This window comes from Amycolatopsis sp. NPDC031561, assembly GCF_055580625.1.
On the sequence record NZ_JBVILA010000023.1, the window covers coordinates 91,146 to 115,353 of the forward strand.

Sequence of the window (24,208 nt, forward strand, 5' to 3'; positions counted from 1 at the left end):
AATGCCATCACCCGAAGCCCCGGAGTCCTCGGACCTCGGGGCTTTCGCTGTTCCGGGGGCCAGCAGGGAATCCGGACCGAAGAGAGGTCCCGATGAACACCACACAGAAGCCGGACGCCGAAGGCCCGATCGCGTCGGCCGAGGAGATCGGTGAGCTCCGCAAGGAGATCGACTGGCTCGACGGCGAGATCCTGCGGCTGGTCAAGCGCCGCGTCGAGGTCTCCAAGACGATCGGCGCGACCAGGATGGCCGCGGGGGGCACCAAGATCGTCTACAACCGCGAGATGGACGTGCTGGCGCGCTATCGCGAGCTCGGGCCGGAAGGACGCCAGCTGGCGATGGCCCTGTTGAACCTGGGCCGGGGCAGGCTCGGGCGGTAGGCGACAGTGGGCTTCGGGGCTCGTGGTGGTCACCAGGTCGCGTTTCGGGTTGGCGCCATGGGGCCGGACCGCGAAGGGCCGCTTGCCTACCTTGACGGTAGTGAAGGGGGCCTTCACTACTTTGCGATCCCCAACTTTCGCTCCACCCGCACCAGAGTCCGCACGGGGGTGGGGGGGGGGGGGGGGGGGGGGGGGGGGGGGGGGTTCCCTCCCCCCCCCCCCCACCCCCACCCGCCCTTGCGCCCTCCCCCCCCCCCCCCCCCCCCCCCCCCCCCCCCCCCCCCCCCCCCCCCACCCCCGTGACCAGCGAATAGCCAACTTCGCCAAACCCTGGCGCTCGACGCAGTGAAGGGTCTTCACGTACTTCAGGGCGACCACGGCGCCGGTACCGAATGGGTCAGGTCGGTCTTGAGTGGCGTTTCGGGCCAGGGGCCCAGTCACACGGACGTACCGGCTCGGTCGCCGGGGCAGGCTCGGGCGGTAGGCGACAGCAAAGGTCCCCCGCTCTCCCCGCGGCCGGTTCGCGTTTAGCCCGCTGAACGCGAACGGCCACCCGCGCCCGCGTCACGATTGCGTGCAGTGAGGCGAAACTCAGGGTGTTCCCCGAGCCATGACGGCTCGGGACCAGGCAAACTGGACACATGATTAACCTCATCGCCGTGATCATCGCGATCGCCGGTGTCCTCGCGGCATTGGGCCATCTCGGTTATCTCGCCATGCTGAACAACGCGGCGGGTAAGCGCGCGGGCGGTACCCCCATCGTCCAGTACGTCAAATCGCGCTGGCCGATCGCAGCGGGTACCACCGCGGCCTCTTTGTTCGCGTGGTTGCTCACTAGTGGGGGAACGCCGCTCGACATCATCGCCATTTTGCTTGCAGCGGGTAGCGGAATCACCGCCACCAAAGCCCTGCAATCGACCCAGCAGAAGTACCGCAGCGGCAACTGAACGGCTTCACCAGCACGGATAGCACTGCGTAACGTCACCAAGGCCCGTTCGGCCGCGCCCGACCGAGTGAAACATCTGCAACTTGCAGAGCGGGTGAAGACTTGCGGGTGTCGAGCTTTTAGTGTGGATCCCGTGAGGACCCTTGCGTCTGGGTCGGGCGATGCCCGAATGGCGCGCGGGGGCATCGGCCCCGCGCGTCCACAGTCGCATGCGCGTGCATTTGCTCACGAGAGTGCCCGGGAGTCTGCAAGCGAGGGATCCCGTGAAACCGCTGCTCCGTTCGGCTTAATCGGTGTCACATCGCCGTCAGGGGTGGCCCATGAGGGGGTCGCTCGGACATGAACGGCAGGGTGGGACACCAGGAACGGGACGGCGCCGCGCACGCGGGCCGTCACCGGGCGGGCGGCACTGAAAGCTGGACACCACCCGTGCCGCCCCGGCGGCAGCGCCCGACCGGGCACGGGCATCACGCGCACAGCGAGTTCGCCCCGCCTTCCACCGGTTCCCTGCCCCTGCCGCCACCGCGGAACAGGAGGGCGCCGAACCCTGGCTATGCCCCATCGAGCGGCAGCCTGCCGCTCCCCCAGCCCGCTCGCGAGGTACCCGTGGAACGCCCGGCCCGCGTCGAGGTCTCGTTCACCGAACCCGTCCTTTCCCCCGCCGAAGAACGGCGCGTGAAGGCGGCCCAGCGCACGAAGGTGACACTGACCGCGCCCGCTCCCCGCCGTCCCGAACCGGTGGAGATCGACGAAGGTGACGACGACGTCCGCGTCTATGTAGCCCCTCCCCCCGACGGCCTGAGCACCTTCGACCTCGGGTCGGTGCCCGCCTCGGTGACCCCGCCGAAGACCTGGCGCAAGGCCGCCTGGTTCGCCGCGGCCGCGTCCGCGCTGGTCGTCGTCGGCCTCCTCTTCGCCGGTTCGTTCCTGGTCGGCAAGCCCGCCCCGGAGCAGCAGAGCCAAGGCGGCTGGCCCGGCTACCGCGGCGGCAGCCCGCTGACCAACGAAGGTCTCGCCGGCAACGGCGACCCGGCCACGCCGCCGCAGGGTGGCGCGGCGGGCAACCCGTCCGGTTCCGCGACCGACTCCTCCACTCAGGACGACCGCAGTTCCGCCAACTCCGGCACCTCCACGGACGACGACGGCACCGGCGACGGCGGATCGCGGCCCGACACGGGCGGACCGGCCACGACCGGGCGGCCCGCGCCGTCGTCGAGCGATCGGCCGCAGAAGCCGCCGGTCATGCCCGCCGACCGCACCACCACGACCTCCCCTTGGTACGCGTCGCAGCCGGACGCGCAGGCGATGGGCGACAACACCGAGGTCTTCCTCAACTCCGTCACCACGAACCCGAACGAAGCAGCCGCGGTGACCTCCGGAGGCCTGCGCGAAGAAGGTGCGCAGGGCCTCCGTGAGCGCTACGCCGACGTCGCCTACTTCGAGGTGAAGAAGGTCAGCATCGACCAGCGCCGCGGGGTCACGGTCAACACCGTCGAAGTCACTCACAAAGACGGCACGAAGACCATGGAGCAGCGCACACTGACCTTCGGTGACGACGACAAGATCGTCGACGACGGCATGTAGGTGTCACGCACGTGCAAGTGTCCTGTTCCTCTGCACGTGCGGTGCGGCGAGCGGTTGTCCCTGGTCCGGGTGGGTGACCTAAGCTGCCGTTCGTCGTATCGCGACGGCATTCCGGCGATAGAGCCTGGCCGCGGACCGTCTCGACAGGGTTACCTGGCGACTGCAGGGTCCGCACCGTTCAGAAGACGGCCGCGCGGACCAGAGGCGTCGGCCGAACGGCCTAGCGCCTGCCCCGGACCAGAGCGAGGAATTTCGTGCTTGATCGACAGCGCATACGGCGTGAGGACGCCGTACGTGTCGAGGACGTCATCCCGGAAGAGATCCTGAACGACACCCGCGTCGACCGCGAGTACCTCGAGCAGGTCTTCCGGGAGCCGCAGAAGTTCGTTCCTTCCCGCTCCCGCGAAGAGCCGTCTCCGCGACCCGAGCCCGAAGAAGAGCCGGAAAGCCGCACCGCCCGGCGGGCCAAGCTGGCCGGTCTGGTCGCCGCCGGACTGCTGGTCGCGGGCGCCGTCGTCACCGCGGGAGTCCTCGCGGGCACCCAGCGGCAGAACCCGGCACCGGGCGCCGCCGCACCCGAGGTGATGAGCGGAGCCGCCGCACTCGGCGGGCTCGCCGTCCCGGACGCTTCCGAGTCGCAGCACAAGCAGGAGACACCGACTCCCGCGGGCACCAGCACGACGGCCCAGCCGTCCTCGGGTACCGGCCAGGGTTCGGCCCCTCGGCGGGGTTCGGCGTCCAGCAGCACCAGTTCGCAGCCTGCCGCCAAGCCGGCCGCGGTCAGCACGGCCGAGGACAAGATCGGCGCGGTCCGGAAGTTCTACCAGACCGTCGACGCGGATCCCTACGGCGCGATGTCGCTGCTCACGCCGGTGCTGGCCGAGTCCGAAGCGGGCAGGCTGATCCAGGCGTGGAGCTCGATGGACGCCATCCAGATCCAGGATCTCCGGGAACAGGCCGACGGCACGATCCTCGCCGTGGTGACCATGCGCAATCCGGACGGCGGCCTGTTGCGGGTCACCCAGGTGCTGGAATTCGCCGACGAGACGACGGGCCTGATCACCGACGCCCGGCTGCTGTCCGCGCAGCACATGTGACGAATACCCGGCGTCGAACAGCCCTCTACCCAGGGCGATCAGAGCGTACCGCGTGTGTGTGCGCAGAGTGAGCGCCTAGCCTTGTCACGAGTCGGTCTCGGAAAAGCCGGCACACAGACCACTACATGTGCATACGCTCCAACGCTGTGGCGTGCTGAAGGCCGCACCGCGTGCGCGGACCACTCCGCGACGTGAAGACGGAGCCCAAAGGGAGGTCGCGTGAGCGACGAGGGTCGCCTGGTCGCCGGTCGATATCGCATCGCCGGGCGGATCGGCACGGGCGCGATGGGTGCCGTCTGGCAAGCGCACGACGAGGTACTCGGCCGCACGGTGGCGATCAAGCAGTTGCTGCTGCAACCCGGCCTCGAGGCTCACGACGCCGAAGACGCCCGCCAGCGCACGATGCGCGAGGGCCGGATCGCCGCCAGGCTGCACCATCCGAACGCCATCTCGGTGTTCGACGTGGTCACCGACGACAACGGTCAGCCATGCCTGATCATGGAGTACCTGAACTCCACCAGCCTCGCCCAGGAGCTGCAGGAGCACCGGACGCTGCCACCGATCGAGGTGGCCAGGATCGGCGCGCAGGTCGCGGCGGCGCTGACCGAGGCGCACGCGGTCGGCATCGTGCACCGGGACATCAAGCCCGGCAACATCCTGCTGGCGCCCAACGGCACCGTGAAGATCACCGACTTCGGCATCTCGCGGGCCAAGGACGACGTCACGGTCACGAAGACCGGGATGATCGCCGGAACCCCCGCCTACCTGGCGCCCGAGGTGGCCATCGGTGGCGACCCCGGCCCGGAGTCCGATGTCTTCTCGCTCGGCTCGACGCTCTACGCGGCCTGCGAGGGCCAGCCGCCGTTCGGCCTCAGCGAGAACACGCTGAGCCTGCTGCACGCGGTCGCGGCCGGGCAGATCATCCCGCCGCGCCAGTCCGGCCCGCTCGCGAGCGTGCTGGCCGTGCTGTTGCACCCGGAGATCCGGCACCGTCCCACCGCCGAAGAGTGCGAGGAGCTCCTCGCCGCCGTCGCGCGGGGTGAAACGCCGCTGGGCGGTCCCGCGGACGAGACCCTGCTCGCCGCCCCGGTCGCGGGCGCGGTCGCGGGTGCGGGCGTGACCCAGGCGCTCGACAGCGAATCGGCCGGGCACTCGGGCTCGCTCCTCGACGAGCAGGCCGCGGCGGGTTCGTACTACGACGAAGACGACTATCACCAGCCTGCCGCGTCGAGGTACCCGGAAGACGACTACGACGGGTACGACAACTACGACGAGACGGCGCTGCTGTCCGAACGTGGTCACCCCGGCGGCCCGACGCCCACGCGCGCCGTGCCGATCCCCGCGGGCGCCTACGCCGACGATCCCTACGACGACGACTACGACGCCCCGCCTCCTCCGCCGCCGCCTCCTCCCACCCGGGCGAAGACCAGCCCGGTGGACGAGGACGACGACGAGAAGCCGGGCGCGTGGAAGAAGCCCGCGATCATCGGCGGTGTCGTGGTCGTGGCGCTGGCCGCGCTGGGCTTCTGGCTGTTGAGCCCGAACAACCCGGAGACGCCCGCGCAGGTGGGGAACTCCTCGACGAAGCCGACCCCGTCGGCGACGTCCTCGGCCCCCGAGACGACGGAATCGCCGTCGGAGACGCAGTCGGCCGAGCCGCCCAAGGAAACGGCGAGCTCGTCGAAGAAGACTTCGACCAAGGCGACTCAGACGGACGAGCCGGATCGGCCGACCACACCGAAGTCGACCCCGAAGACGACCCCCACGCCGACTCCGACGAAGACGCCGACACCCACTCCGTCCGACACACCGACACCACCGGTCTCGACCCCGGCCGGAGCATGATCCGAGGCAGCAATTGAGTTCTGAAGGTTCCATCGTCGGCGGCCGGTACCGCCTGGACCAGCCCATCGGGCGTGGCCGGGCGGGCATCGTGTGGCTGGCGTTCGACACACGCCTGCTCCGCACGGTCGCGATGAAGCGCATGTACCTGCCCGTCGGCCTTCCGACGGACCGGGCGGAACAGGCCAAGGCCGTCGTCGTCCAAGAGGGCAAGGACGCGGCCAAGTTCGAGCACGCCACCGCGATCAAGGTGTACGACGTGCTGCCCGACGGTCCGGACGTGTGGCTGGTGATGGAGTACATCCCGTCGCGCGGGATGTCGACCTTCCTCGCCGAGCACGGCAGGTTGACCGCGGAGCAGGCCGCCGCGCTGGGCATCATGCTCGGCCGCGCGCTGGCCGCGATGCACGAGGCCGGGGTGGTTCACCGGACCGTCGAGCCGGGCACGATCCTGCTGGCCGACGACGGCGGCGTGAAGCTCACCGACATCGGCATCACCGGCGGCGGCGCGAGTCCCGCGTACCGGGCGCCCGAGGTGGCGCGCGGCGAACCGGCGACTTCGGCGTCCGACGTGTTCTCGCTGGGTGCGACGCTGTACACGGCCGTCGAGGGCGTGCCGCCGTTCGGCGAGGACGGCGAGTCTTCGGAACGGCCGCCGCAGACCGCCGGTCCGCTGGCCGGTGCGCTGCGCAAGATGTTGCGGGCCGAGCCGGACGTGCGGCCGACGATGGCCGACACCGTCCGCTCGCTGGGCGCGATCACCGAGGGGCGGCAGACGGCGTTCATCCCGCCGACGGCGCCCGCCATGCCGACGATGCCCGCCTCGATGCCGTTCCCGATGCACCAGGCACCTCAGCAGCAGGCACCTCAGCAGCCGCCGCCGGTTCCGCAGTTCCCCCAGCACCAGCCGCAGCAGTATCAACCGCCGCAGCCGCCGCAGCAGTACGTGCCACCGGCACCGCCGCAGCAGCAGTACGCTCCCGCGGCGGCGCCGGCCGCGGCGAAATCGCCCGACACCCGCAAGTGGCTGATCACGGCGGGCGCCGTCGTGGCGGCGATCCTCCTCGGTGTGCTGTTCGCGGAACTGTTCCTGATTTGAGCTAGAGCCGCTCGAGAACCAGAGTCACCAGTTCGACGGGACGGCTGAGGAACGGGCTGTGGCTCGCCCGCCAGGTCACCTGCGTTTCGCACCGTGCGGCGAAGTGGGCGACCATTTCCGGTGCCAGCGCCCGGTCTTCGGAGCAGGTGATGTAGGTGGTCGGAGTGTCCTTCCAGGCCGCCCCGATCGGCGATTCGGTGAAGATCGAGACGGGCTCCGGGCGCAGCAGGGCCGTAGCCCGCTCGGCGACGGCGTCCGAGCAGTCGGCGTACAGCGCCTCACGGACGGCGTCGAGATCGAGGTGGGTCATCCCCGCGTCGTCGAAGGTCAGGGGCAGTGACTCCGGTTCGCGGCCGGTTTCCTCTTTGACCCGCTCGATCCAGTACTGAGCGGTCTCACCCGGTTCGCTGACGATCGCGGCCAGGAGGATCAGGTGGGCGATCCCCTGGAGCCCGCTGGCGATCACTCCACCGTAGGAGTGCCCGAGCACCACCGGCGGTTCGGCCGCCTTGTCGACGATCTCCTGGACGATCCGGGTGGCTTCGGCGACCGGGCGCGCGCCGATGTCGGGGACGGTGACCTCGGCGCCTTCCTGTCGCAGACGCTCGGCGACGTCGTCGAAATGGGCGGGCTGGTGCCAAGAGCCGTGCAGGATGATCAGGGGACGCACGGGGGTCCTTTCGCCGGCGGAGTTCGTGACTTCCTTGCCAGGCTGTCGACCGCCGGCCCGGCTGTTCAAGCTCAGCCGGTTTTCGTGCCCATCTGATCCCGGTTGTCTGTCCGGTCAGGCCGCTTTCGCCGCTTCGCGGATCGCGCTGAGGAACCTTCGCACCGCGGGATGTTCCCTGGCGTGCGCGGCGACCGCCGCGTGGATGGAGCGCACCGGATCGGGGCGGCGGACCTTGCGGATGGCGACACCGGGATGCGGGGCGCCGAGACCGAGTTCCGGGATCAGCGCGACCCCGAGCCCGGCGGCCACGAACCCTTGTGCCGTCTGGTAATCCTCGGATTCGACGACATGGTTCGGGGCGAATCCGGCCGCGCCGCAGGCGTCGAGCAGGATGTCGCGGCAAGCGCCGGGAAGACCGTCGACACCGACCCACGGATCCTCCGCGAGCTCGCCGAGGTCGAGGACGCGCTTGCGGGCGAGCCGGTGGTTCTTCGGCAGGATCGCGCGGTACGGGTCGTCGAGGAGGTGGATGTACTCGACGCCCTTGACGCGGGGAGTGCTGGTGGGGAGCACGATCATCGCGACGTCGGCCTTGCCGGACTCGATGTCGGGCATCGAATCGTCGGGCTCGACCAGTTTGAGGTCGAGGCGGACGCCCGGGAAGTCCCGGCGCAGCGCGGCGACGGCCAAGGGCACCAGGGAAGCGCCGGCCGTGGCGAAGTAGCGGATCGCGAGCCTGCCGGTGCGGCCTTCCTTGAGTTCGGTGAGCGCGGCCTCGGCCTTCGCGAGCTGAGTGCTCAGCGTTTCCGCGTGTTCGGACAGCAGCGAACCGGCGGGTGTCGGGCGCACGCCGCGGCCGACGCGTTCGAGCAGTTCGACGCCGGCTTCCCTTTCCAGGGTGGACAATTGCTGGCTGATCGCGGAAGGTGTGTAGCCCAGGTTCCTGGCGGCGGCGGTGATCGAACCACTACTGATCACGGCTCGGAGGACCTGCATGCGGCGGACGTCCAGCATGGTCCGATCTTACAGTTCTTCTTAAGGCTCCCTGCAGTTATTTTCGCTTGTCCTTACGCGTCGGCGCGGTGAAGCTGAGCCAGGCACTTAAGGAGGACCAGGTGGGCGAGACGAAGACCCTGCTGCGGATCGGCGCGCTGGCGCTCATGTGGGGATCGAGTTTCTTCTGGATCAAACTGGGGCTGGGCGCGTTCTCGCCGGTGCAGCTGGTGCTGGCGCGGGTGGCGCTCGGCGCGGCGGTGCTGATCGGGCTCTGCTACCTCGGGCGCGGCAGGCTGCCGTCGGGGCGGCGGATCTGGGGACATCTGACCGTCGCGGCGTTCTTCCACAACGCGCTGCCGTTCCTGCTGTTCGCGTGGGGTGAGCTGACCGTCGACTCCGGGATCACCGGGGTGCTGAACTCGACGACGCCGCTCTGGGTGCTGCTGGCCGCGCCGATGCTGGGCACGCGCACGAAGATGACCGCGGTCCGCGTCGCCGGACTGGTCGTCGGGCTCGCCGGGATCCTGCTGATCTTCGCGCCGTGGGAGGCCTCCGGGCTGCTCAGCTGGGGCGCGCTGGCCTGCCTCGCGGCGGCCGCGAGCTACGGGTTCGCGTTCGTCTACGAGGGCAAGTACCTGACCGGCACCGGCGACTCGCCGCTGTCGCTGGCCGGTGGGCAGATGCTGGTCGCGACCGGGTTCCTCCTGCTGGCGATGCCGATGGGCGGTTTCTCGCCGGTGCACCTGAGCACCGGCGCGATCGTCGCGGTCGTGATCCTGGGGATCGGGTCGACCGGGATCGCGTTCGCGCTGAACTACCAGCTCCTCGCGAGCGAGGGCGCGGTCGCGGCGTCGATCGTCGGGTACCTGCTGCCGGTGGTTTCGGTGCTGCTGGGGGCGGTGTTCCTGGCCGAGCCGCTGAACTTCCGGGTGATCGCCGGGATGGTCGTCGTGCTGGGCGGCGTCGCGCTGACCCGGCTCCGCCCGAAGGAGCGGGGGACCTTTGCTACCGCCCCGGTGGTGGAGCGGCCGCTGGCGATCGCCGGGGAGACGGCGCCGTGACGACGACCACGACCTTGTGGCGCCCGACCGGTCCGGCCGAGCTCGACCTCGTCCGCGAGTCGGGCTGGCGGGAGTGGCCGCCGCGCCTGCCTGAGCAGCCGATCTTCTACCCGGTGCTGAACGAGGACTACGCTATCAAGATCGCCCGCGACTGGAACGTGCGGTACGACGGTGCGGGCTTCGTGACGCGGTTCGAGGTCGAGACGGACTTCGTCCAGCGGTACCCCGTCCAGCAGGCGGGCGGGAAGACCATCCTGGAGCTCTGGGTCCCGGCCGAGGAACTGGCCGAGTTCAACACGCACATCGTGGGGAAGATCGAAGTGACCCACGAATTCAGGCGGCCCGTCTGACCTGCGTTTAGCGGGCAAATCGCGATGCGGTGGGGCCTGGGGGCTCGCCGGATCGCGTTTAGCCCGCTAAAGGCGACGCGTCGTCAGAAAACGGAGACGACGAGCAGGGCGGCCATGACCAACTCGACCCAGAAGTAGAGCCAGCTCGGGTAGAACCGCTCGGGCCGCTCCGCGAACCGGGCGACCATCCGCCCGAAGGCCATCCCGGCGAGCGCGACGGCCACCGCGATCGCGGCGCCCCGCTGGATCCCGCCGACGTCGAAGGCCGCGAAACCGAGCAGCACGGCGATCGCCACCCCGAAGCCGCCGTAGACCGCGCGCACCTCGGTCCGCGCGGTCGCGGAGTCCAGTTTGATGCCGAACGGCCGGATCAGCCGCCCCGGCGCGGCGAGCCCGAGCAGCCCCATCCCCAGGAAGAACACGGCCACCAGGCCGATGAGAACAGGCGCCATCTAGACGAGGCGCCGGTCGGAAGCCCAGCGCGAAAGCTCGTACCGGTTCGAAAGCTGCGTCTTCCGCAGAACGCTCGAAACGTGCGTCTCGACGGTCTTCACCGAGATGAACAGCTCGGACGCGATCTCCTTGTACGCGTACCCGCGCGCGAGCAGCCGCAGCACGTCGCGTTCCCGCGGCGTCAGCAGGTCCAGGTCCGGGTCGCTGATCGGCGCGGAACCCGGCCGGTCGGCGAACGCGTCGAGCACGAACCCGGCCAGCCGCGGCGAGAACACCGCGTCACCGTCGGAGACCCGCACGACGGCGCGCACGAGTTCCTTCGACGAGATCGTCTTCGTGACGTAGCCACGGGCCCCGGCGCGGATCACGGCGATCACGTCCTCCGCGGCGTCGGAAACCGACAGCGCGAGGAACACGACGTCCGGCAGTTCCGGACGGATCCGGCGCAGCACCTCGGCGCCGCCGCCGTCCGGCATGTGCACGTCGAGCAGCACGACCTGCGGTTTGGTCCGGGCGATCCCCGCGACCGCCTCGGCCACCGAGCCCGCCTCGCCGACCACGCGCACGTCGTCGGTGATCGAGTCCAGCTCGGTGCGCACGCCCGCCCGGAAAAGCGCGTGGTCGTCGACGAGGAAGACCTTGACCGGTTCTCGCGTCTGCTGGTTCTCCGTCACGATGCTCCCTCACTCGCCCTGTCCCGTGAGCATAGCGACCTCACGCCGCGCCCTTCCCCGCCTTGACCGGCATCTCCAGCTGGACTTCGGTTCCTTCACCCGGTGCGGTACGCAGTTTGAGCTTTCCGCCGTGCCGCTCCATCCGGCCGCGGATCGAATCCGCGAGACCGTGCCGATCGCTCGGCACGACGTCGGGGTCGAACCCCTTGCCCCTGTCGCGCACGAAAACCGTCACCGCTGTCGGCTCGACCTCGGCGTACACGCTGACTTCGTCGACGCCCGCGTGCTTGGCGGCGTTGACGATCGCTTCGCGGGCCGCCTGGACCAGCGCGGTCAGCGGCTCGTTCAGCGTGGCCTCCCCCACGACCACCTGCTGCACCGAAATCGCGAACGCGTCCTCGACCTCGCCGCACGCGGCCGCGAGCACCTCGGACAGCTGCCCGCTGACGGCTTCCTCTTCGGTCTTCTGGCTCTTGCCGTATCCCGTCGGCCCGTACAGCCAGCCACGCAGTTCGCGTTCCTGACCGCGCGCGAGCCTGGCGACCTCACGCGGCGATTCCGCCTGCTTCTGGATCAGCGCGAGGGTCTGCAGGACCGAGTCGTGCAGGTGCGCGGCGATCTCGGCGCGTTCGTCGGTGCGGACGCGGGCGGTGCGCTCGTCGGAGAGATCACGGACCAGGCGCAGCCAGAACGGGACGGTCAGCACGGCCACCCCGAACAGCGTCGCGATCACCGCGACCAGCGCGAACTTGACCTGGTCGATGCTGCCGCTCTGCAGGACGACGACGCCGATCCCGGTCATCACCAGCGCGACACCCGCGACGACGCGGATCGCGGCCGACCAGCCCCCGCCGCCGAGGAAGGCCCCGGCGACACTGCCCTTCCCGCTGAGACGCCAGCGCCTGCGCTGGGACTCGTCGGCCTCACGCCAGACGACCGCCGCACCGATCATGGCCAGCGCCAGCGGGATGGCGACCCAGCCGCTGATCAGGCCGGTCAGCGTGCCGCTGGCGACGGCAAGGCCGACACCCAGCGCCATCAGGCCGAAAGCCTGCTGCTTCTCTTTCGGCGCGGTTTTCTCCGGCTCGACATCACCGCTCTGCTGCTGGACGAAGACCCAAAGCAGGCCGTACGCGAGCAAGCCGGTGCCGTTCAGCGCGGCCAGCAGCGCGAACGCCGTCCGGACCCAGAGCACCTTGACGCCGAGGTGGTCGGCGAGGCCGCCGGCGACACCCGCGATGGCGCGGCCGGAGCGGCGGCGATACATCTTGGGCGGCTCGAACGGGGCCGGGGACAGGCTGCCGGGCACGGGCACCGGAGGGCGCTCGATGATCATCGGCTGCACCTGCACGGTGAGCTCGTCGGGGGCGGATTCCTGCACGTTCTCCATGGTCACACGGAGCACGGAACTGATCCATCGGGGAAACCCCTGACTCTTCCCGCTGGGGGAAACCTCAGGGGACTTCCCGGATGTGGCGAGGGTCGGGCGGAGCGCATTCTTTGTGGCATGAGTGGGAGTGAGACACACACGCCGAAGCACGGCCCAGCGGCCGGCTTCGAAGCGACCGTCAAGGATTTCTGGCGGAGCAGGCCGGTCCGTCCGGCACACGGCCGCAAGTTCGCCGGTGTCGCCGCGGGAATCGGCTACCGGTACGGCATCGACCCGACCGTGATCCGGGTGGCGCTGGTCGCCGCGACCGTGTTCGGCGGCTTCGGTGTCTTCATCTATCTGCTGGGCTGGCTGTTCCTGCCGCAGGAAGGTGACCGCGTTTCCGCGTTCGAGGGCCTGATCGGCCGGGGCCGCGCGTCGAGTTCACCCGCGTTCGCGGTGCTGCTGCTGATCCTGCTGTTCCCGGGACTCACCTGGACCCTGAGCGGCGGCTGGCTGACCGACGGCACCGGGCTGATCGGTTTCGCGCTGATGGCCGTCGCGCTGTACTTGCTGCACCGCAACCGCGGGCAGTTCAACCGGCCGGTGCCGCCCGCTCCGGCTCAGCCGACCGCCGCGTTCTCGATGGCGTCCTCGTCTACGGCGACCTCCGCTTCGGCTGCGACCGAGGGTGGCTGGGACCCGCTCGCGGCCGACCCGTCCGCTTGGGATCTGCCGAACGCGTCGCAGTCCGGCGGTCTGCCGCCGCAGAGCCCTCCGCAGCCTCCGGCTCCGCCGGTGCCTCGCGGCCGGAAGTCGAAGATCGGCGCCGCTACCTTCGGGGTCGCCGTGCTGGTCGGCGGCGTGGGCACCGTCCTGGGCTTGGACGGCGAAGCGTGGTTCTCCCTGCAACACGTCATCGGGCTCACCCTGGGTGTGGTCGGGATCGGGCTGGTGGCCGGTTCGTTCGTCCGGGGCGGCCGCGGGCTGATCGGGCTGGCGGTGCCGCTGGCGATCGTCGGGATGGCGCTGACGACGGTCCCGTTCGAGAACTTCTCCGTGAAGGGCGGTGTCGGCGACCTGAGCGCGACGCCGAGCGCGGCGTCCGATGTGCTGCCGGAGTACCACCGCTCGGCGGGCGACATCGACCTCGACCTGACCAAGCTGCCCGCGGGAGCGTCGGTGACCACGAAGGTCTCCAGCGGAGCGGGCAACTCGACGGTGCTCGTGCCGACGGGCGCCGAAGTGAAGGTCACCTGTGAGACGGGAGCGGGCGAAGTCGATTGCCTCGGCCAGTCCCGCTCGGGGGTCGGTGAGGACGCCGTCGACTTCACCTCGGCGGGCACCAGCGGCCAGAAGATCGTCCTGCAGGTCAAGAACAGCGTCGGAAATGTGGAGGTGCGTCGTGGCTGAGTACGACTACGACAACTACGACAGCACGCAGACCCAGGCGGCTCAGCCCGCGAAGCGCGGGGTGGACGTCTTCACCCTGATCGTCGGGATCGCGACGCTGCTGGTGTCGGGTTACGTCCTCTCGGACGGCTCCTCGTGGCTCCCGCAGTTCGACTTCCGCTGGGTGATGGCGGGCGGCGCGATCTTCGTCGGCGTCCTGCTTCTCGCCGCTTCGCTGCGCAAGAGCCGCCGCTAGCGGCCCCGCTCACGACCCACTCCACTCCTGAAGGCCCCGGCCCCTCGCCGGGGCCTTCGCCTTGCCCAGGGCCGCGCGACTTTAGCCCCCTAATCGCGATCCGATGGGCCTCGGGCACCTGAGGGACCCAGAGTGCGTTTAGCCCCCTAATCGCGATCCGGGTCGCGCAGGTGCCCGGGACCGCCAGATCGCGATTAGGGGGCTAAACGCAAGTCGGAGCGGGTGCGGGTCACTCCCACTCGATGGTGCCCGGCGGCTTGGACGTGACGTCCAGGACCACCCGGTTCACCTCGGCGACCTCGTTCGTGATGCGGGTCGAGATCCGCTCCAGGACCTCGTAGGGCAGCCGCGTCCAATCCGCGGTCATCGCGTCCTCGGACGACACCGGCCGCAGCACGATCGGGTGCCCGTAGGTCCGCCCGTCGCCCTGGACTCCGACACTGCGGACGTCGGCCAGCAGCACCACCGGGCACTGCCAGATTTCGCCGTCCAGCCCGGCCGCGGTGAGCTCCTCGCGCGCGATGGCGTCGGCCGCGCGCAGCGTCTCGAGACGCTCGGCGTCGACGGCGCCGATGATCCGGATACCGAGACCCGGGCCGGGGAACGGCTGCCGCTGCACGATCGTCTCCGGCAGCCCGAGCTCCAGCCCGACGCGCCGCACCTCGTCCTTGAACAGCAGGCGCAGCGGCTCGACGAGCTCGAACTGCAGGTCGTCGGGCAGCCCGCCGACGTTGTGGTGGCTCTTGATGTTCGCCGCGCCCTCGCCGCCGCCGGATTCGACGACGTCCGGGTACAGCGTGCCCTGGACCAGGAACTTGTAGTCGCCCTCGGCCTTGAGGTCGCGCTCGGCCTGCTCGAACACGCGGATGAACTCGCGGCCGATGATCTTGCGCTTCTCCTCGGGGTCGGTGACCCCGGCCAGCGCGTCGAGGAACCGCTCGCGCGCGTCGACGGTCACCAGGTTGACCCCGGTCGCGGCGACGAAATCGCGCTCGACCTGGGTGCGCTCGCCGGAGCGAAGCAGGCCGTGATCGACGAACACGCAGGTCAACCGGTCACCGATGGCCCGCTGGACCAGCGCGGCCGCCACGGCCGAGTCGACGCCGCCGGAAAGGCCGCAGATCGCCCGTCCGTCGCCGACCTGTTCGGCGATGCGCTTGACCTGGTCGTCGACGATGGACGACGTCGTCCACTGCGGCCGGATGCCCGCGATGTCGTGCAGGAAGCGGCGAAGCACCTCTTGTCCGTGCGGCGAGTGGTGCACCTCGGGGTGGTACTGGACCCCGGCGAAGCGGCGCTCGACGTCTTCGAACCCGGCGACGGCGGCACCGTCACTCGACGCGGTCACGGTGGCGCCCTCGGGAGCCTTGGTGACGCTGTCGTTGTGGCTCATCCACGCGGGCTGGTTGTTCGGCAGCCCGGCGTGCAGGACGCCGCCCTCACCGGTGACGCGGACCTCGGTGCGGCCGAACTCGCGGATCCCGGTCGGCTCGACCGTGCCGCCGAGTGCCTGCGCGAGCACCTGGTGGCCGTAGCAGATGCCGAGCATCGGCACGCCCGCGTCGACCAGCCCGGGGGCGAGGGCGGGGGCGTTCTCCGCGTACACGCTGGAAGGACCACCGGAAAGGATGATCGCGGCCGGATCCTTCGCGAGGATGTCCTCGGCGGTGGCGGTGTGCGGGACGACCTCGGAGTAGACCTGAGCCTCGCGCACGCGGCGCGCGATCAGCTGCGCGTACTGCGCCCCGAAGTCCACGACGATTACCGGACCGGTGGGACTGGGCACCTGAAACCTCCAGATCAGAGCAGTACGCTTCCCCACCATCGTCCCAGGTGGGCCGGGTCACCTCGCCGCCAACCCCCTCACGATTCAGGACAGCGGCTGACCGCTAGGGGCCCTACCGTCGGCGGACATGAGCATCGACTGGAGCAAGGAACTCTCCGAACAGCTCGAGTGGCACTGGACGCAGCACTTCCGCCCGCGGCTGAACACTCTCACCGACGACGAATACCTCTGGGAACCCGCCGAGGACTGCTGGTCGATCCGTCCTCAGGAGGGCGGCCGCCTGATGATCGATTGGGCGTACCCGGAGCCGTCACCGCCGCCGGTGACGACGATCGCCTGGCGCCTCGCCCACATCGTCATCGGCGTCTTCGCGATGCGGAACGCGTCGCACTTCGGCGCCGAACCCGTCGACTACCAGACCTTCCCGTACGCGGCCTCCGCCAAGGAGGCGCTGGAGCAGCTCGACGACGCCCACGCGCGCTGGCGCGACGGCGTCCGCGGCCTCACCGCCGAAGACCTCGAGCGCCCCTGCGGCGAGGCCGAGGGCCCCTACGCGGAGTACCCGTTCGTGGCCCTGGTCCTGCACATCAACCGGGAGGCCATCCACCACGGCGCCGAGGTCCTCCTGCTGCGCGACCTCCACGCGCGTCGCGGTTAGCCCGCTAAACGCGCTCCCGGCCCACGTCGCGTTTAGCGGGCTAACCGCGACGCGCTCATACTGAGGCGAGCCCAGGAAAGGACCCGTCTTGCGAGCGACTGTCATCTACGGCGCCGGCGACGTACGCGTCGAGACCGTCCCGGACCCGAAACTGAGCGAGCCGACCGACGCCCTTCTCCGCGTCGTCCGCTCCTGCATCTGCGGCAGCGACCTCTGGCCGTACGGCAGCATGCCCGCGCGCGACCGCGGCGTCCGGATCGGGCACGAGTTCCTCGGCGTCATCGAGGCCGTCGGCTCCGACGTCACCACGCTCAAGACCGGCGACCTGGTCGTCGCGCCCTTCGTCTACTCCGACAACACCTGCCAGTTCTGCCGCGAAGGCCTCCACACCTCGTGCGTCCACGGCGGCTTCTGGGGCGCGAAGGGCGTCGACGCCGGCCAAGGCGAGGCCGTCCGCGTCCCGCAGGCCGACGGCACGCTCGTGAAACTGCCGCACACCGAGGACGACGAACTGCTCGCGGGACTCCTCACCCTGTCCGACGTCTTCCCGACCGGCCACCACGCCGCGACCAAGGCGGGCGTGAACGAGCGCACGACGGTCACCGTCATCGGCGACGGCGCCGTCGGGCTCTCCGCGGTCCTCGCCGCGAAACGCCTCGGCGCCGAGCGCATCATCCTGATGGGTCGTCATCAGGCCCGCACGGACCTCGGCCGCGAGTTCGGCGCGACGGACGTCGTGTCCGAGCGCGGCGACGAAGGCATCGAGAAGGTCCGAGAGCTCACGAACGGCGAAGGCACCCACACCGTTCTCGAGTGCGTCGGCACGAAGCCCGCCTTCGAGATGGGCGTCGGCGCGGTCCGCCCCGGCGGCACGATCAGCCGCGTCGGCGTGCCGCAGTACGACGAGGGCCCGATCGGCCCGCCGCTCTTCCGCCGCAACATCACCGTCACCGGCGGCGTCGCCCCGGCGCGGCACTACATCCCCGAGCTGCTCGACGACGTCGTCGAGGGCAGGTACCTGCCGGGCAAGGTGTTCGACCGGACCATCGGGCTCGAAGAAGTCCCCGACGGCTACCGCGCGATGGCGGACCGCGAAGCGCTCAAGGTGCTCGTCAAGCCCTGACTGGAATACCTTGTCTTCCATGGACATGATCACCCCGGAGCCGCGCCCCGCCTGGATCGCAGGCCGCGCCGAGCAGGGCGCTTCGACGCTCACCGTGCACCACCCGTTCGACGGAAGCGAAGTCGCCACCGTCGCGGTGCCCGGACCGGAGCAGGTCGAACGAGCGGTGAGCGCGGCGGCGAGCGTCGCGAAGGAGTTCCGGCGGTCCTCGGCGCACAGCCGCGCTTCGGCGCTCGACCATGTTTCGCGGGTTCTCGCCGGCCGCGCCGAGGAGATCGCCGAGGTCATCACCGCCGAGAACGGCAAGCCGCTCAAGTGGGCCGACGCCGAGGTGCGGCGCGCGGTGTCGGTCTTCCGGATCGCGGCCGAAGAGGCCCGCCGGTTCAGCGGTGACCTGCAACGCCTGGACACCGACCCGGCGGGCGAAGGCAGGCTGGCGCTCACCCGCCGGATCCCGCGCGGCCCGGTGCTGGGCATCGCGCCGTTCAACTTCCCGCTGAACCTGGTGGCGCACAAGGTCGCGCCGTCGCTCGCGGTCGGCGCGCCGATCATCGTCAAACCCGCGCCGCGAACGCCCCTCTCCGCGCTGATCCTCGGCGAGATCCTGGCCGAGACGGACCTGCCGGAAGGCGCGTTCTCAGTGCTGCCTCTCGGCAACGAGGAGACGTCGGCGCTGGTCGCGGACCCCCGGCTGCCGGTGGTGTCGTTCACCGGTTCGGGTCCGGTCGGCTGGTCGCTGGCGGACGCCGCGCCGCGCAAGCACGTCGTGCTCGAACTCGGCGGCAACGCGGCCGCCGTCGTGCTCCGTGACTGGCCGGATCCCGAAGGCGCCGCGCACCGCATCGCGACCTTCGGCAACTACCAGGCCGGGCAGTCCTGCATCGCCGTGCAGCGGGTGATCGTCGAACGCGAGGTCGCCGAAGAGTTCGTGCCCGCGTTGGTGGAAGCCGTGCGGGAACAGCGAACCGGTGACCCTTACGACAAGAACACCGACGTGGGGCCGGTCGTCGACGAGGCCGCCGCGGAGCGGATCGTGGCCTGGATCGACGAGGCCGTCGCCGCGGGCGCGAAGATCCTCACCGGCGGCAAGCGGGACGGCGCGACGGTGGAGCCGACCGTGCTCACCGACGTCCCACCGTCCACAAAGGCCTGGGCCGAGGAGGTCTTCGGACCGGTGCTCGCCGTGTCCATTGTGGATGGTGTCGACGAGGCTTTTGCTTCGGTCAACGAATCCGTTTACGGGTTGCAGGCCGGAGTGTTCACTCGCGACGTGCATCTCGCCTTCTACGCGTCGACCGAGCTCGAGGTCGGTGGCGTGATCATCGGCGACGTCCCGTCCTATCGCGCGGACCAGATGCCGTACGGCGGCGTCAAGGGATCGGGCGTCGGCAGGGAAGGCGTGCTCGCCGCGATGCACGACCTCACCGAGGAACGGGTCACCGTCTTCACCGGCATCGATCTTTAGGCCGGGGTGACGGCCTGCGCGAAACCGAACACCTTGTCCGGGTCGTAGGTCTTCGCCACCTGCTTGAGGCGGGTGGCGTTGTCGCCGTAGTAGGCCGTCATCCAGTCGGGCAGGGCGGGGTCGATGTAGTTGACGTAGCCCCCGCCCAGCCCGATCCCCGTCACCACTTCGGCGACGGAATCCGTTGCCACGGAACGGTTGCGCGTATCCGCCTGGCTGTAGATCTGCACGCTGCCGATCGCCTTCCGGTGCCAGAAGGCGGTGGCGTCCGGGGCGATGTCGGCGACCGCTCCGCCGAGACCGTCGACCAGGAGGTCCATTCCTCGCCTGCCGTTGAGGATCGACGTCAGCTTCGCGGGATCCACCGCTTCACCGAGAATGCGCGATGAGGCCACAAAGGACTGTCGATTCTCACTGCCGGAGAAGTACTTCATGGCACCGAGATAGTCGAGCTGCTTCACCGTCCGCGTGCCCTTGACCTTGCCGGTCAGCTTGTCGAGTTCCCGGCCCAGCGAGGCGGAATCGCCGACATAACAGCCGGAAACCCGCGCACCGACCGGAGATCCTCCCGCCAACACGACGTTCGCCCACAACTCCGGCGGCGCTTCGGGCAGCCATCGCTGCCACTCGGCGAGGACCTCGTTCGCGCTCCCCGCCGGCAAATGCAGGGAGAAGACCGAAACGACCGACGGCGACGGATCGGTGCGGAAGGTGAACGAGGTGACGACACCGAAGTTGCCGCCGCCTCCCCCTCGCAACGCCCAGAACAACTCGGGCTCGGAATCGGCCGACGCCGTCCGGAGCTTCCCGTCCGCCGTGACGACCTGCGCGGAGACCAGGTGATCACAGGTGAGTCCGTATTTGCGGGCGAGGACACCGATTCCGCCGCCGAGCGTCAGCCCGGCGATGCCGACGCTGGGGCAGGATCCCGCGGGCAGGCAGCGTCCCGCGCCGCCGAGGGTGGCATAGACATCCTTGAGTTTCGCGCCCGCGCCGATCACGACCTGTTCGCCCTGAACGTCCACTGAGGACATTCCGCCGAGGTCGATCATCAGGCCACCATCGGGAACGGAATACCCGGCGTAGCTGTGGCCGCCGCTGCGAGCGGCGATCGGCACGCGTCGCGCGGCCGCTTCGATCGCCACCTGGACGTCTTCCGGTTTGGCGCATTTCGCGATCGCGGCGGGCTTGAGGCCGTCGAAGGCCGGGTTGAACACGCGTTTGGCGTTCTCGTAGCCGGAATCACCCGGCAAGAACAGCGAGACCTTGTTCCGCAAGGCAGCCCAGTCCGGCGGACCGGACGGCGGCGCGACACTGGTGCTCGGCGGCAACGAGGTTCCGGGAGCCGAGGTGGGCGCTTGTGCGGGAGGCGCGGCGGAACACGCCGTCGCGGCCGCCCCCGCCGCGGCCGCCCCGGCGAGTTTGAGGAAGTTCCTTCGCCCCAACTTCATACTTGTGAAGACGCGTGGACGCCGGCCAGGTTGCCAGGCTCACCCGACCGAGTCAGAGCCAATGCGGCAGCGGCGGCACTTCGCCGTCCAAAGTGGACCCATCGGAGCGGCCGGTGATCCAGGCGAGGACGTCACCGGGCGCGCCGGTCACCTTGGCCGGTTCGCCGGTACCCATCCGCCATTCGTGCCGCGTCCCGTCGCCGTCGACGGCGACCAGGAGGACCGCGGGCAATCCGTCGCCGTACCAGGCGATCGCGCCGCTCACCACCACCTCGAACTCCCGGCCGAGCAGCCCGGAGACCCGGTCGAAGTCGTAACCGGAGTCCAGGTCGACGAGGTGGATCGAGGTTTCGGACAGCCGTTTGAGCAGCACTCCCTCACCGGTGAGGCGATTGCCCAGCCGATCACGAGCCTCACCGGTCCACGCCTCGTCCGGCATGGACGCGGCCAGCTCCTCGAACCGCTCACCGGAGTCCACGACGTCGGCGACGATCACCGCGGCGGAGCGGTCGGCTCCGGCCTCGATGCCCTCGTCGCGAGCCGTGGCCGTGTCGTACATCGGCGTCTCGACGCCGGTCTTCGCCCAGGTCAACAGGTTGCCGAGGCCGTCGGCGTTGCGCGCGACGTGCGAGAGCAGATGCGCCCTCGTCCAGCCGGGCAACGCGCTGGGGGCGTGCACGGCGTCCTCGCCGAGGCCGCGGGCCACGAGTGCCCATTCGTCATGCAGGGCACGGACGCGATCGAGCAGGACGTGGGCGCGTTCTGAGGCGGTCACAAGCCCCAACCTACCGCCGAAGAGCCGCCGGTGCGTCCGCCGGAACGGACGGGTTCTTGGGCGCGATCGGCTCCAGACGCGCGTACGGCAGCTCCTGCGACGGCCGATTGTCCGTTTCGCCCTTGTTGGGCCACAGCGAGAACGCGCGCTCGGCCTGCGCGGTAATGGTCAGCGAAGGGTTGACGCCGAGGTTGGCGGTGATCGCCGATCCATCCACAATGGACAGACCGGGATAGTTGAAGACCCGGTGGTACGGGTCGATCACGCCGTTGTCGGCCGCCGTGCCGATCGGCGCGCCGCCGATGAAGTGCGCCGTCAGCGGGATGTCGAAGATCTCACCCCAGGTGCCGCCCGCCATCCCGCCGATCCGTTCGGCGGTGCGGAGGTTGGCCTCGTGCCCGGCGGGGATGAAACTGGGGTTCGGCTCGCCGTGGCCCTGCTTGGACGTGTACTTGCGGCGGCCGAAGAGACCGCGCTTGGTGTAGGTGGTGATGGAGTTGTCGAGGCTCTGCATCACCAGCAGGATCACCGTGCGCTCGCTCCAGCGGTAGCCGTTGAGCAGGCGGACCGTCTGGACGGGGTGCTTGACCATGAAGTTGACGGCCTGGCGCCAGCGCGGGACCGCCGAATCGCCTTCGGTGGCGATGGTCTGCAGCAGGCTCATCGCGTTGCTGCCCTTGCCGTAGCGGACCGGCTCGATGTGCGTGTTGTCGTCGGGGTGGATCGACGACGTGATCGCGACGCCGCGGCTGAAGTTCCGTTCCTCGTCGACCGAGGTGCGGGCGGCGCCGATGATGGCCTCGGAGTTGGTGCGGGTCAGCTCGCCGAGGCGCGGTGAGAGCTTCGGCAACTTGGCGGTGTCGCGCATGCCGTGGAGCAGGTTCTGCGTGCCCCACGTGCCGGCGGCGAGCACCACCTGCGCGGCGGTGAGCTTGTGGCGGAACTTGCGCGAGGTCGTGCCGGTCTTCTTGATGCTCACCTCGTACCCACCTGCGTTCAGCGGGCTGATCGCGCTCACGGTGGTGAGCGGGATGACCTTCGCGCCGTCCTTCTCCGCGAGGTAGAGGTAGTTCTTGACCAGGGTGTTCTTGGCGCCGACGCGGCAGCCGGTCATACAGGCGCCGCATTCGGTGCAGCCGGTGCGCGCGGGGCCCGCGCCGCCGAAGTACGGGTCCTCGGCTCGCTCCCCCGGCTTGCCGAAGTACACGCCGACGGGCGTCGGGTGGTACGAACCGGCGACGCCCATGTCCTCGGCGACGCCCTTCATCACGACGTCCGACGGCGTGACGCTGGGATTGGTGACGACGCCCAGCATGCGGCTGGCCTGGTCGTAGTGCGGACCGAGCTCGGACTCCCAGTCGGTGATGTGGGACCACTGCGGGTCGACGTAGAACGGCTTCAACGGGCGGTACAGCGTGTTCGCGTAGACCAGCGAGCCGCCGCCGACGCCCGCCCCGGCGAGCACCATGACGTCCTTGAGCATGTGGATGCGCTGGATGCCGAAGCAGCCGACCTGGGGCGCCCAGACGTAGCGGCGAAGGTCCCAGGACGTCTTCGCGAACTCGTCGTCGGCGAAGCGGCGGCCCGCCTCGATGACGGCTACGCGGTAGCCCTTTTCGGTCAGGCGCAGGGCAGCGACACTGCCGCCGAACCCGGAGCCGACGACGATCACGTCGTAGTCGAAATCGTCTTCAGTGGTGGTGTTACTGGCAGTCACACCCTCGACTGTAACCCCGGCCACCTCTTCTGACCAGAGGTAAGTTACTGGCCGGTTACCTGCCACCCGGATGGTGCATGCTCGGAGTCGTGATCGACGAATTCGCGAAGGAATACCTGCACGGTGACCTGAAGGAGATCCGTGAGGCGATGCTCGGAAAGCTCGACGGGCTGTCCGAGTACGACATCCGCCGCCCCATGACCTCGACCGGAACCAACCTTCTCGGCCTGGTCAAGCACCTGGCGGCCTGGGAAGCCCGCTACTTCGGAGAGGTCTTCGGCCGACCGTTTCCCGAGGCCATCCCCGAGCGGGGTACCGACCTGTGGGCGACCGAGCAGGAAACCCGCGAGGAGATCATCAGTCTCTACCGGCGCGCCTGGGAGCACTCCGACGCGACCATCGCCGCGCTCGCCGTCGACTCGCCCGGCCACGTGCCCTGGTGGCCGCGTCCCGACGTGAAGCTGTTCAACGTTCTTGTCCACATCCTCACCGAGACCAACAGGCACGCCGGACACGCCGACATCCTGCGGGAACAGCTGGATGGCCAAGTGGAAGGCCCGTCCCGGCCGGGACAGGACGCGGCGTTCTGGGCGGACAGGCGCGCGGAGATCGAGCGCGCGGCCAAGGCGGCGCCGGAGCGCGTTTAGCGGGCTAAACGCGCTCCGGTCGTCACCTCACCCAGCCAGGGTCACGAGGCCCAGGGCTGCGTCTTGACGAAGACGTCGGGAGCCCGCAGATCGAGTGCACCGTGGTACGAGGAGCCCCTGCTGCAGAACGAACCCGTGCTGACGTTCGAGCCGTCGGCAGGGGAGGTCGCGCTGAGCACTTCCGACTCGTTCTTGACCACGGCGACGACTTCACGGCTCAGCAGGTTCTTCCCCTCGGCGTGGAAGCACTGGGTGTCGTTGTTCCGCCAGAGGATGACCGTCCGGCCATAACCCGCCTGCTGGACGACCGCGGTGTAACTGGCGGCCTGCGCCGCCGGCGCGGACACCACCGCCAGTCCCGAAATCGCCACTGCCCCCAGCAGCACGGCACGAACCTTACGCAGCATTGATGATCCC

General features: G+C 69.7%; 24 protein-coding genes. 14 read left to right on the forward strand and 10 right to left on the reverse strand.

The features are described from left to right. Positions 1-92: 92 nt before the first annotated feature. From ACZ5IK_RS34250 to ACZ5IK_RS34275, 6 genes are all read left to right on the forward strand, one after another. Complete coding sequence (locus tag ACZ5IK_RS34250) at positions 93-380, forward strand: chorismate mutase (RefSeq protein ID WP_101612246.1); 288 nt, start codon at positions 93-95, stop codon at positions 378-380. A gap of 641 nt (positions 381-1,021) precedes the next feature. Beyond that, the gene (locus tag ACZ5IK_RS34255) at positions 1,022-1,327 is read left to right on the forward strand and encodes a hypothetical protein (protein WP_465491499.1); all 306 of its coding nucleotides are present in this window, start codon (positions 1,022-1,024) and stop codon (positions 1,325-1,327) included. Positions 1,328-1,665: 338 nt separating this feature from the next. After that, complete coding sequence (locus tag ACZ5IK_RS34260) at positions 1,666-2,910, forward strand: hypothetical protein (protein ID WP_465491500.1); 1,245 nt, start codon at positions 1,666-1,668, stop codon at positions 2,908-2,910. Positions 2,911-3,164: 254 nt separating this feature from the next. Next, entirely contained in the window at positions 3,165-4,007 is an 843-nt protein-coding gene (locus ACZ5IK_RS34265) for a hypothetical protein (RefSeq protein WP_465491501.1), read from the forward strand. Positions 4,008-4,226: 219 nt separating this feature from the next. After that, a complete protein-coding gene (locus ACZ5IK_RS34270; RefSeq protein ID WP_465491502.1) occupies positions 4,227-5,852 on the forward strand; it encodes a serine/threonine-protein kinase in 1,626 nt (541 codons plus the stop codon). Positions 5,853-5,865: 13 nt separating this feature from the next. After that, positions 5,866-6,948 (forward strand): serine/threonine-protein kinase, encoded by a 1,083-nt coding sequence (locus ACZ5IK_RS34275; RefSeq protein WP_465491503.1) that lies wholly within the window; start codon positions 5,866-5,868, stop codon positions 6,946-6,948. A 1-nt stretch (position 6,949) separates the two neighbouring features. On the opposite strand, the gene ACZ5IK_RS34280 is transcribed toward ACZ5IK_RS34275, so the two are convergent. After that, positions 6,950-7,618, reverse strand: coding sequence for an alpha/beta fold hydrolase (locus tag ACZ5IK_RS34280; protein WP_465491504.1), 669 nt, complete (start codon positions 7,616-7,618; stop codon positions 6,950-6,952). A 114-nt stretch (positions 7,619-7,732) separates the two neighbouring features. Then, positions 7,733-8,632 (reverse strand): LysR family transcriptional regulator, encoded by a 900-nt coding sequence (locus ACZ5IK_RS34285; RefSeq protein ID WP_410604488.1) that lies wholly within the window; start codon positions 8,630-8,632, stop codon positions 7,733-7,735. 101 nt (positions 8,633-8,733) lie between these two features. Here ACZ5IK_RS34285 and ACZ5IK_RS34290 point away from each other — a divergent pair, with 101 nt between their 5' ends. Further along, on the forward strand, positions 8,734-9,675 hold the full coding sequence (locus ACZ5IK_RS34290) for a DMT family transporter (RefSeq protein WP_465491505.1): 942 nt from the start codon (positions 8,734-8,736) through the stop codon (positions 9,673-9,675). Further along, positions 9,672-10,025 carry a hypothetical protein gene (locus ACZ5IK_RS34295; RefSeq protein WP_465491506.1) on the forward strand — a complete coding sequence of 118 codons (354 nt, stop codon included), beginning with the start codon at positions 9,672-9,674 and terminating at the stop codon, positions 10,023-10,025. The genes ACZ5IK_RS34290 and ACZ5IK_RS34295 overlap by 4 nt, the downstream gene beginning before the upstream one ends. An 83-nt stretch (positions 10,026-10,108) precedes the next feature. Here the strand turns inward: ACZ5IK_RS34295 and ACZ5IK_RS34300 are convergent, their stop codons facing one another. Genes ACZ5IK_RS34300 through ACZ5IK_RS34310 form a run of 3 tightly spaced genes read right to left on the reverse strand, consistent with a single transcriptional unit; the run spans position 10,109 to position 12,548 of the window. Next, a complete protein-coding gene (locus ACZ5IK_RS34300; RefSeq protein WP_465491507.1) occupies positions 10,109-10,477 on the reverse strand; it encodes a DUF4345 domain-containing protein in 369 nt (122 codons plus the stop codon). Next, positions 10,478-11,152, reverse strand: coding sequence for a response regulator (locus ACZ5IK_RS34305; RefSeq protein ID WP_076163075.1), 675 nt, complete (start codon positions 11,150-11,152; stop codon positions 10,478-10,480). 40 nt (positions 11,153-11,192) lie between these two features. Continuing rightward, on the reverse strand, positions 11,193-12,548 hold the full coding sequence (locus ACZ5IK_RS34310; protein WP_465491550.1) for a PspC domain-containing protein: 1,356 nt from the start codon (positions 12,546-12,548) through the stop codon (positions 11,193-11,195). Between the two features lie 111 nt (positions 12,549-12,659). On the opposite strand from ACZ5IK_RS34310, the gene ACZ5IK_RS34315 reads away from it, so the two are divergent. Further along, positions 12,660-13,934: a PspC domain-containing protein gene (locus tag ACZ5IK_RS34315; protein ID WP_465491508.1), complete on the forward strand. Its 1,275-nt coding sequence runs from the start codon at positions 12,660-12,662 to the stop codon at positions 13,932-13,934. Next, positions 13,927-14,169 carry a hypothetical protein gene (locus tag ACZ5IK_RS34320; protein ID WP_465491509.1) on the forward strand — a complete coding sequence of 81 codons (243 nt, stop codon included), beginning with the start codon at positions 13,927-13,929 and terminating at the stop codon, positions 14,167-14,169. Before ACZ5IK_RS34315 ends, ACZ5IK_RS34320 begins: the two co-directional genes overlap by 8 nt. Before the next feature lie 229 nt (positions 14,170-14,398). Here the strand turns inward: ACZ5IK_RS34320 and guaA are convergent, their stop codons facing one another. Further along, entirely contained in the window at positions 14,399-15,955 is a 1,557-nt protein-coding gene (gene guaA, locus ACZ5IK_RS34325; protein ID WP_465491510.1) for a glutamine-hydrolyzing GMP synthase, read from the reverse strand. A 127-nt stretch (positions 15,956-16,082) separates the two neighbouring features. On the opposite strand from guaA, the gene ACZ5IK_RS34330 reads away from it, so the two are divergent. From ACZ5IK_RS34330 to ACZ5IK_RS34340, 3 genes are all read left to right on the forward strand, one after another. After that, positions 16,083-16,613, forward strand: a complete 531-nt coding sequence (locus ACZ5IK_RS34330) for a DinB family protein (RefSeq protein WP_465491511.1) — start codon at positions 16,083-16,085, stop codon at positions 16,611-16,613. 88 nt (positions 16,614-16,701) lie between these two features. After that, positions 16,702-17,736 carry a zinc-dependent alcohol dehydrogenase family protein gene (locus ACZ5IK_RS34335; protein ID WP_465491512.1) on the forward strand — a complete coding sequence of 345 codons (1,035 nt, stop codon included), beginning with the start codon at positions 16,702-16,704 and terminating at the stop codon, positions 17,734-17,736. 19 nt (positions 17,737-17,755) lie between these two features. Further along, positions 17,756-19,201 carry an aldehyde dehydrogenase family protein gene (locus tag ACZ5IK_RS34340; protein WP_465491513.1) on the forward strand — a complete coding sequence of 482 codons (1,446 nt, stop codon included), beginning with the start codon at positions 17,756-17,758 and terminating at the stop codon, positions 19,199-19,201. Here the strand turns inward: ACZ5IK_RS34340 and ACZ5IK_RS34345 are convergent. From ACZ5IK_RS34345 to ACZ5IK_RS34355, 3 genes are read right to left on the reverse strand one after another with little or no spacing between them, the layout of a single operon-like run. Next, positions 19,198-20,652, reverse strand: a complete 1,455-nt coding sequence (locus tag ACZ5IK_RS34345; RefSeq protein WP_465491514.1) for an FAD-binding oxidoreductase — start codon at positions 20,650-20,652, stop codon at positions 19,198-19,200. The two genes, ACZ5IK_RS34340 and ACZ5IK_RS34345, sit on opposite strands and share 4 nt — an antisense overlap. Before the next feature lie 52 nt (positions 20,653-20,704). Further along, positions 20,705-21,427, reverse strand: a complete 723-nt coding sequence (locus ACZ5IK_RS34350; RefSeq protein WP_465491515.1) for a maleylpyruvate isomerase N-terminal domain-containing protein — start codon at positions 21,425-21,427, stop codon at positions 20,705-20,707. Positions 21,428-21,437: 10 nt separating this feature from the next. Further along, a complete protein-coding gene (locus tag ACZ5IK_RS34355) occupies positions 21,438-23,144 on the reverse strand; it encodes a GMC oxidoreductase (RefSeq protein WP_101612228.1) in 1,707 nt (568 codons plus the stop codon). Between the two features lie 77 nt (positions 23,145-23,221). Here ACZ5IK_RS34355 and ACZ5IK_RS34360 point away from each other — a divergent pair, with 77 nt between their 5' ends. Next, entirely contained in the window at positions 23,222-23,791 is a 570-nt protein-coding gene (locus tag ACZ5IK_RS34360) for a DinB family protein (RefSeq protein ID WP_465491516.1), read from the forward strand. 41 nt (positions 23,792-23,832) lie between these two features. Here ACZ5IK_RS34360 and ACZ5IK_RS34365 read toward each other — a convergent pair whose 3' ends face one another. After that, positions 23,833-24,198 carry a hypothetical protein gene (locus ACZ5IK_RS34365; RefSeq protein ID WP_410604475.1) on the reverse strand — a complete coding sequence of 122 codons (366 nt, stop codon included), beginning with the start codon at positions 24,196-24,198 and terminating at the stop codon, positions 23,833-23,835. Between the last annotated feature and the right edge of the window lie 10 nt (positions 24,199-24,208).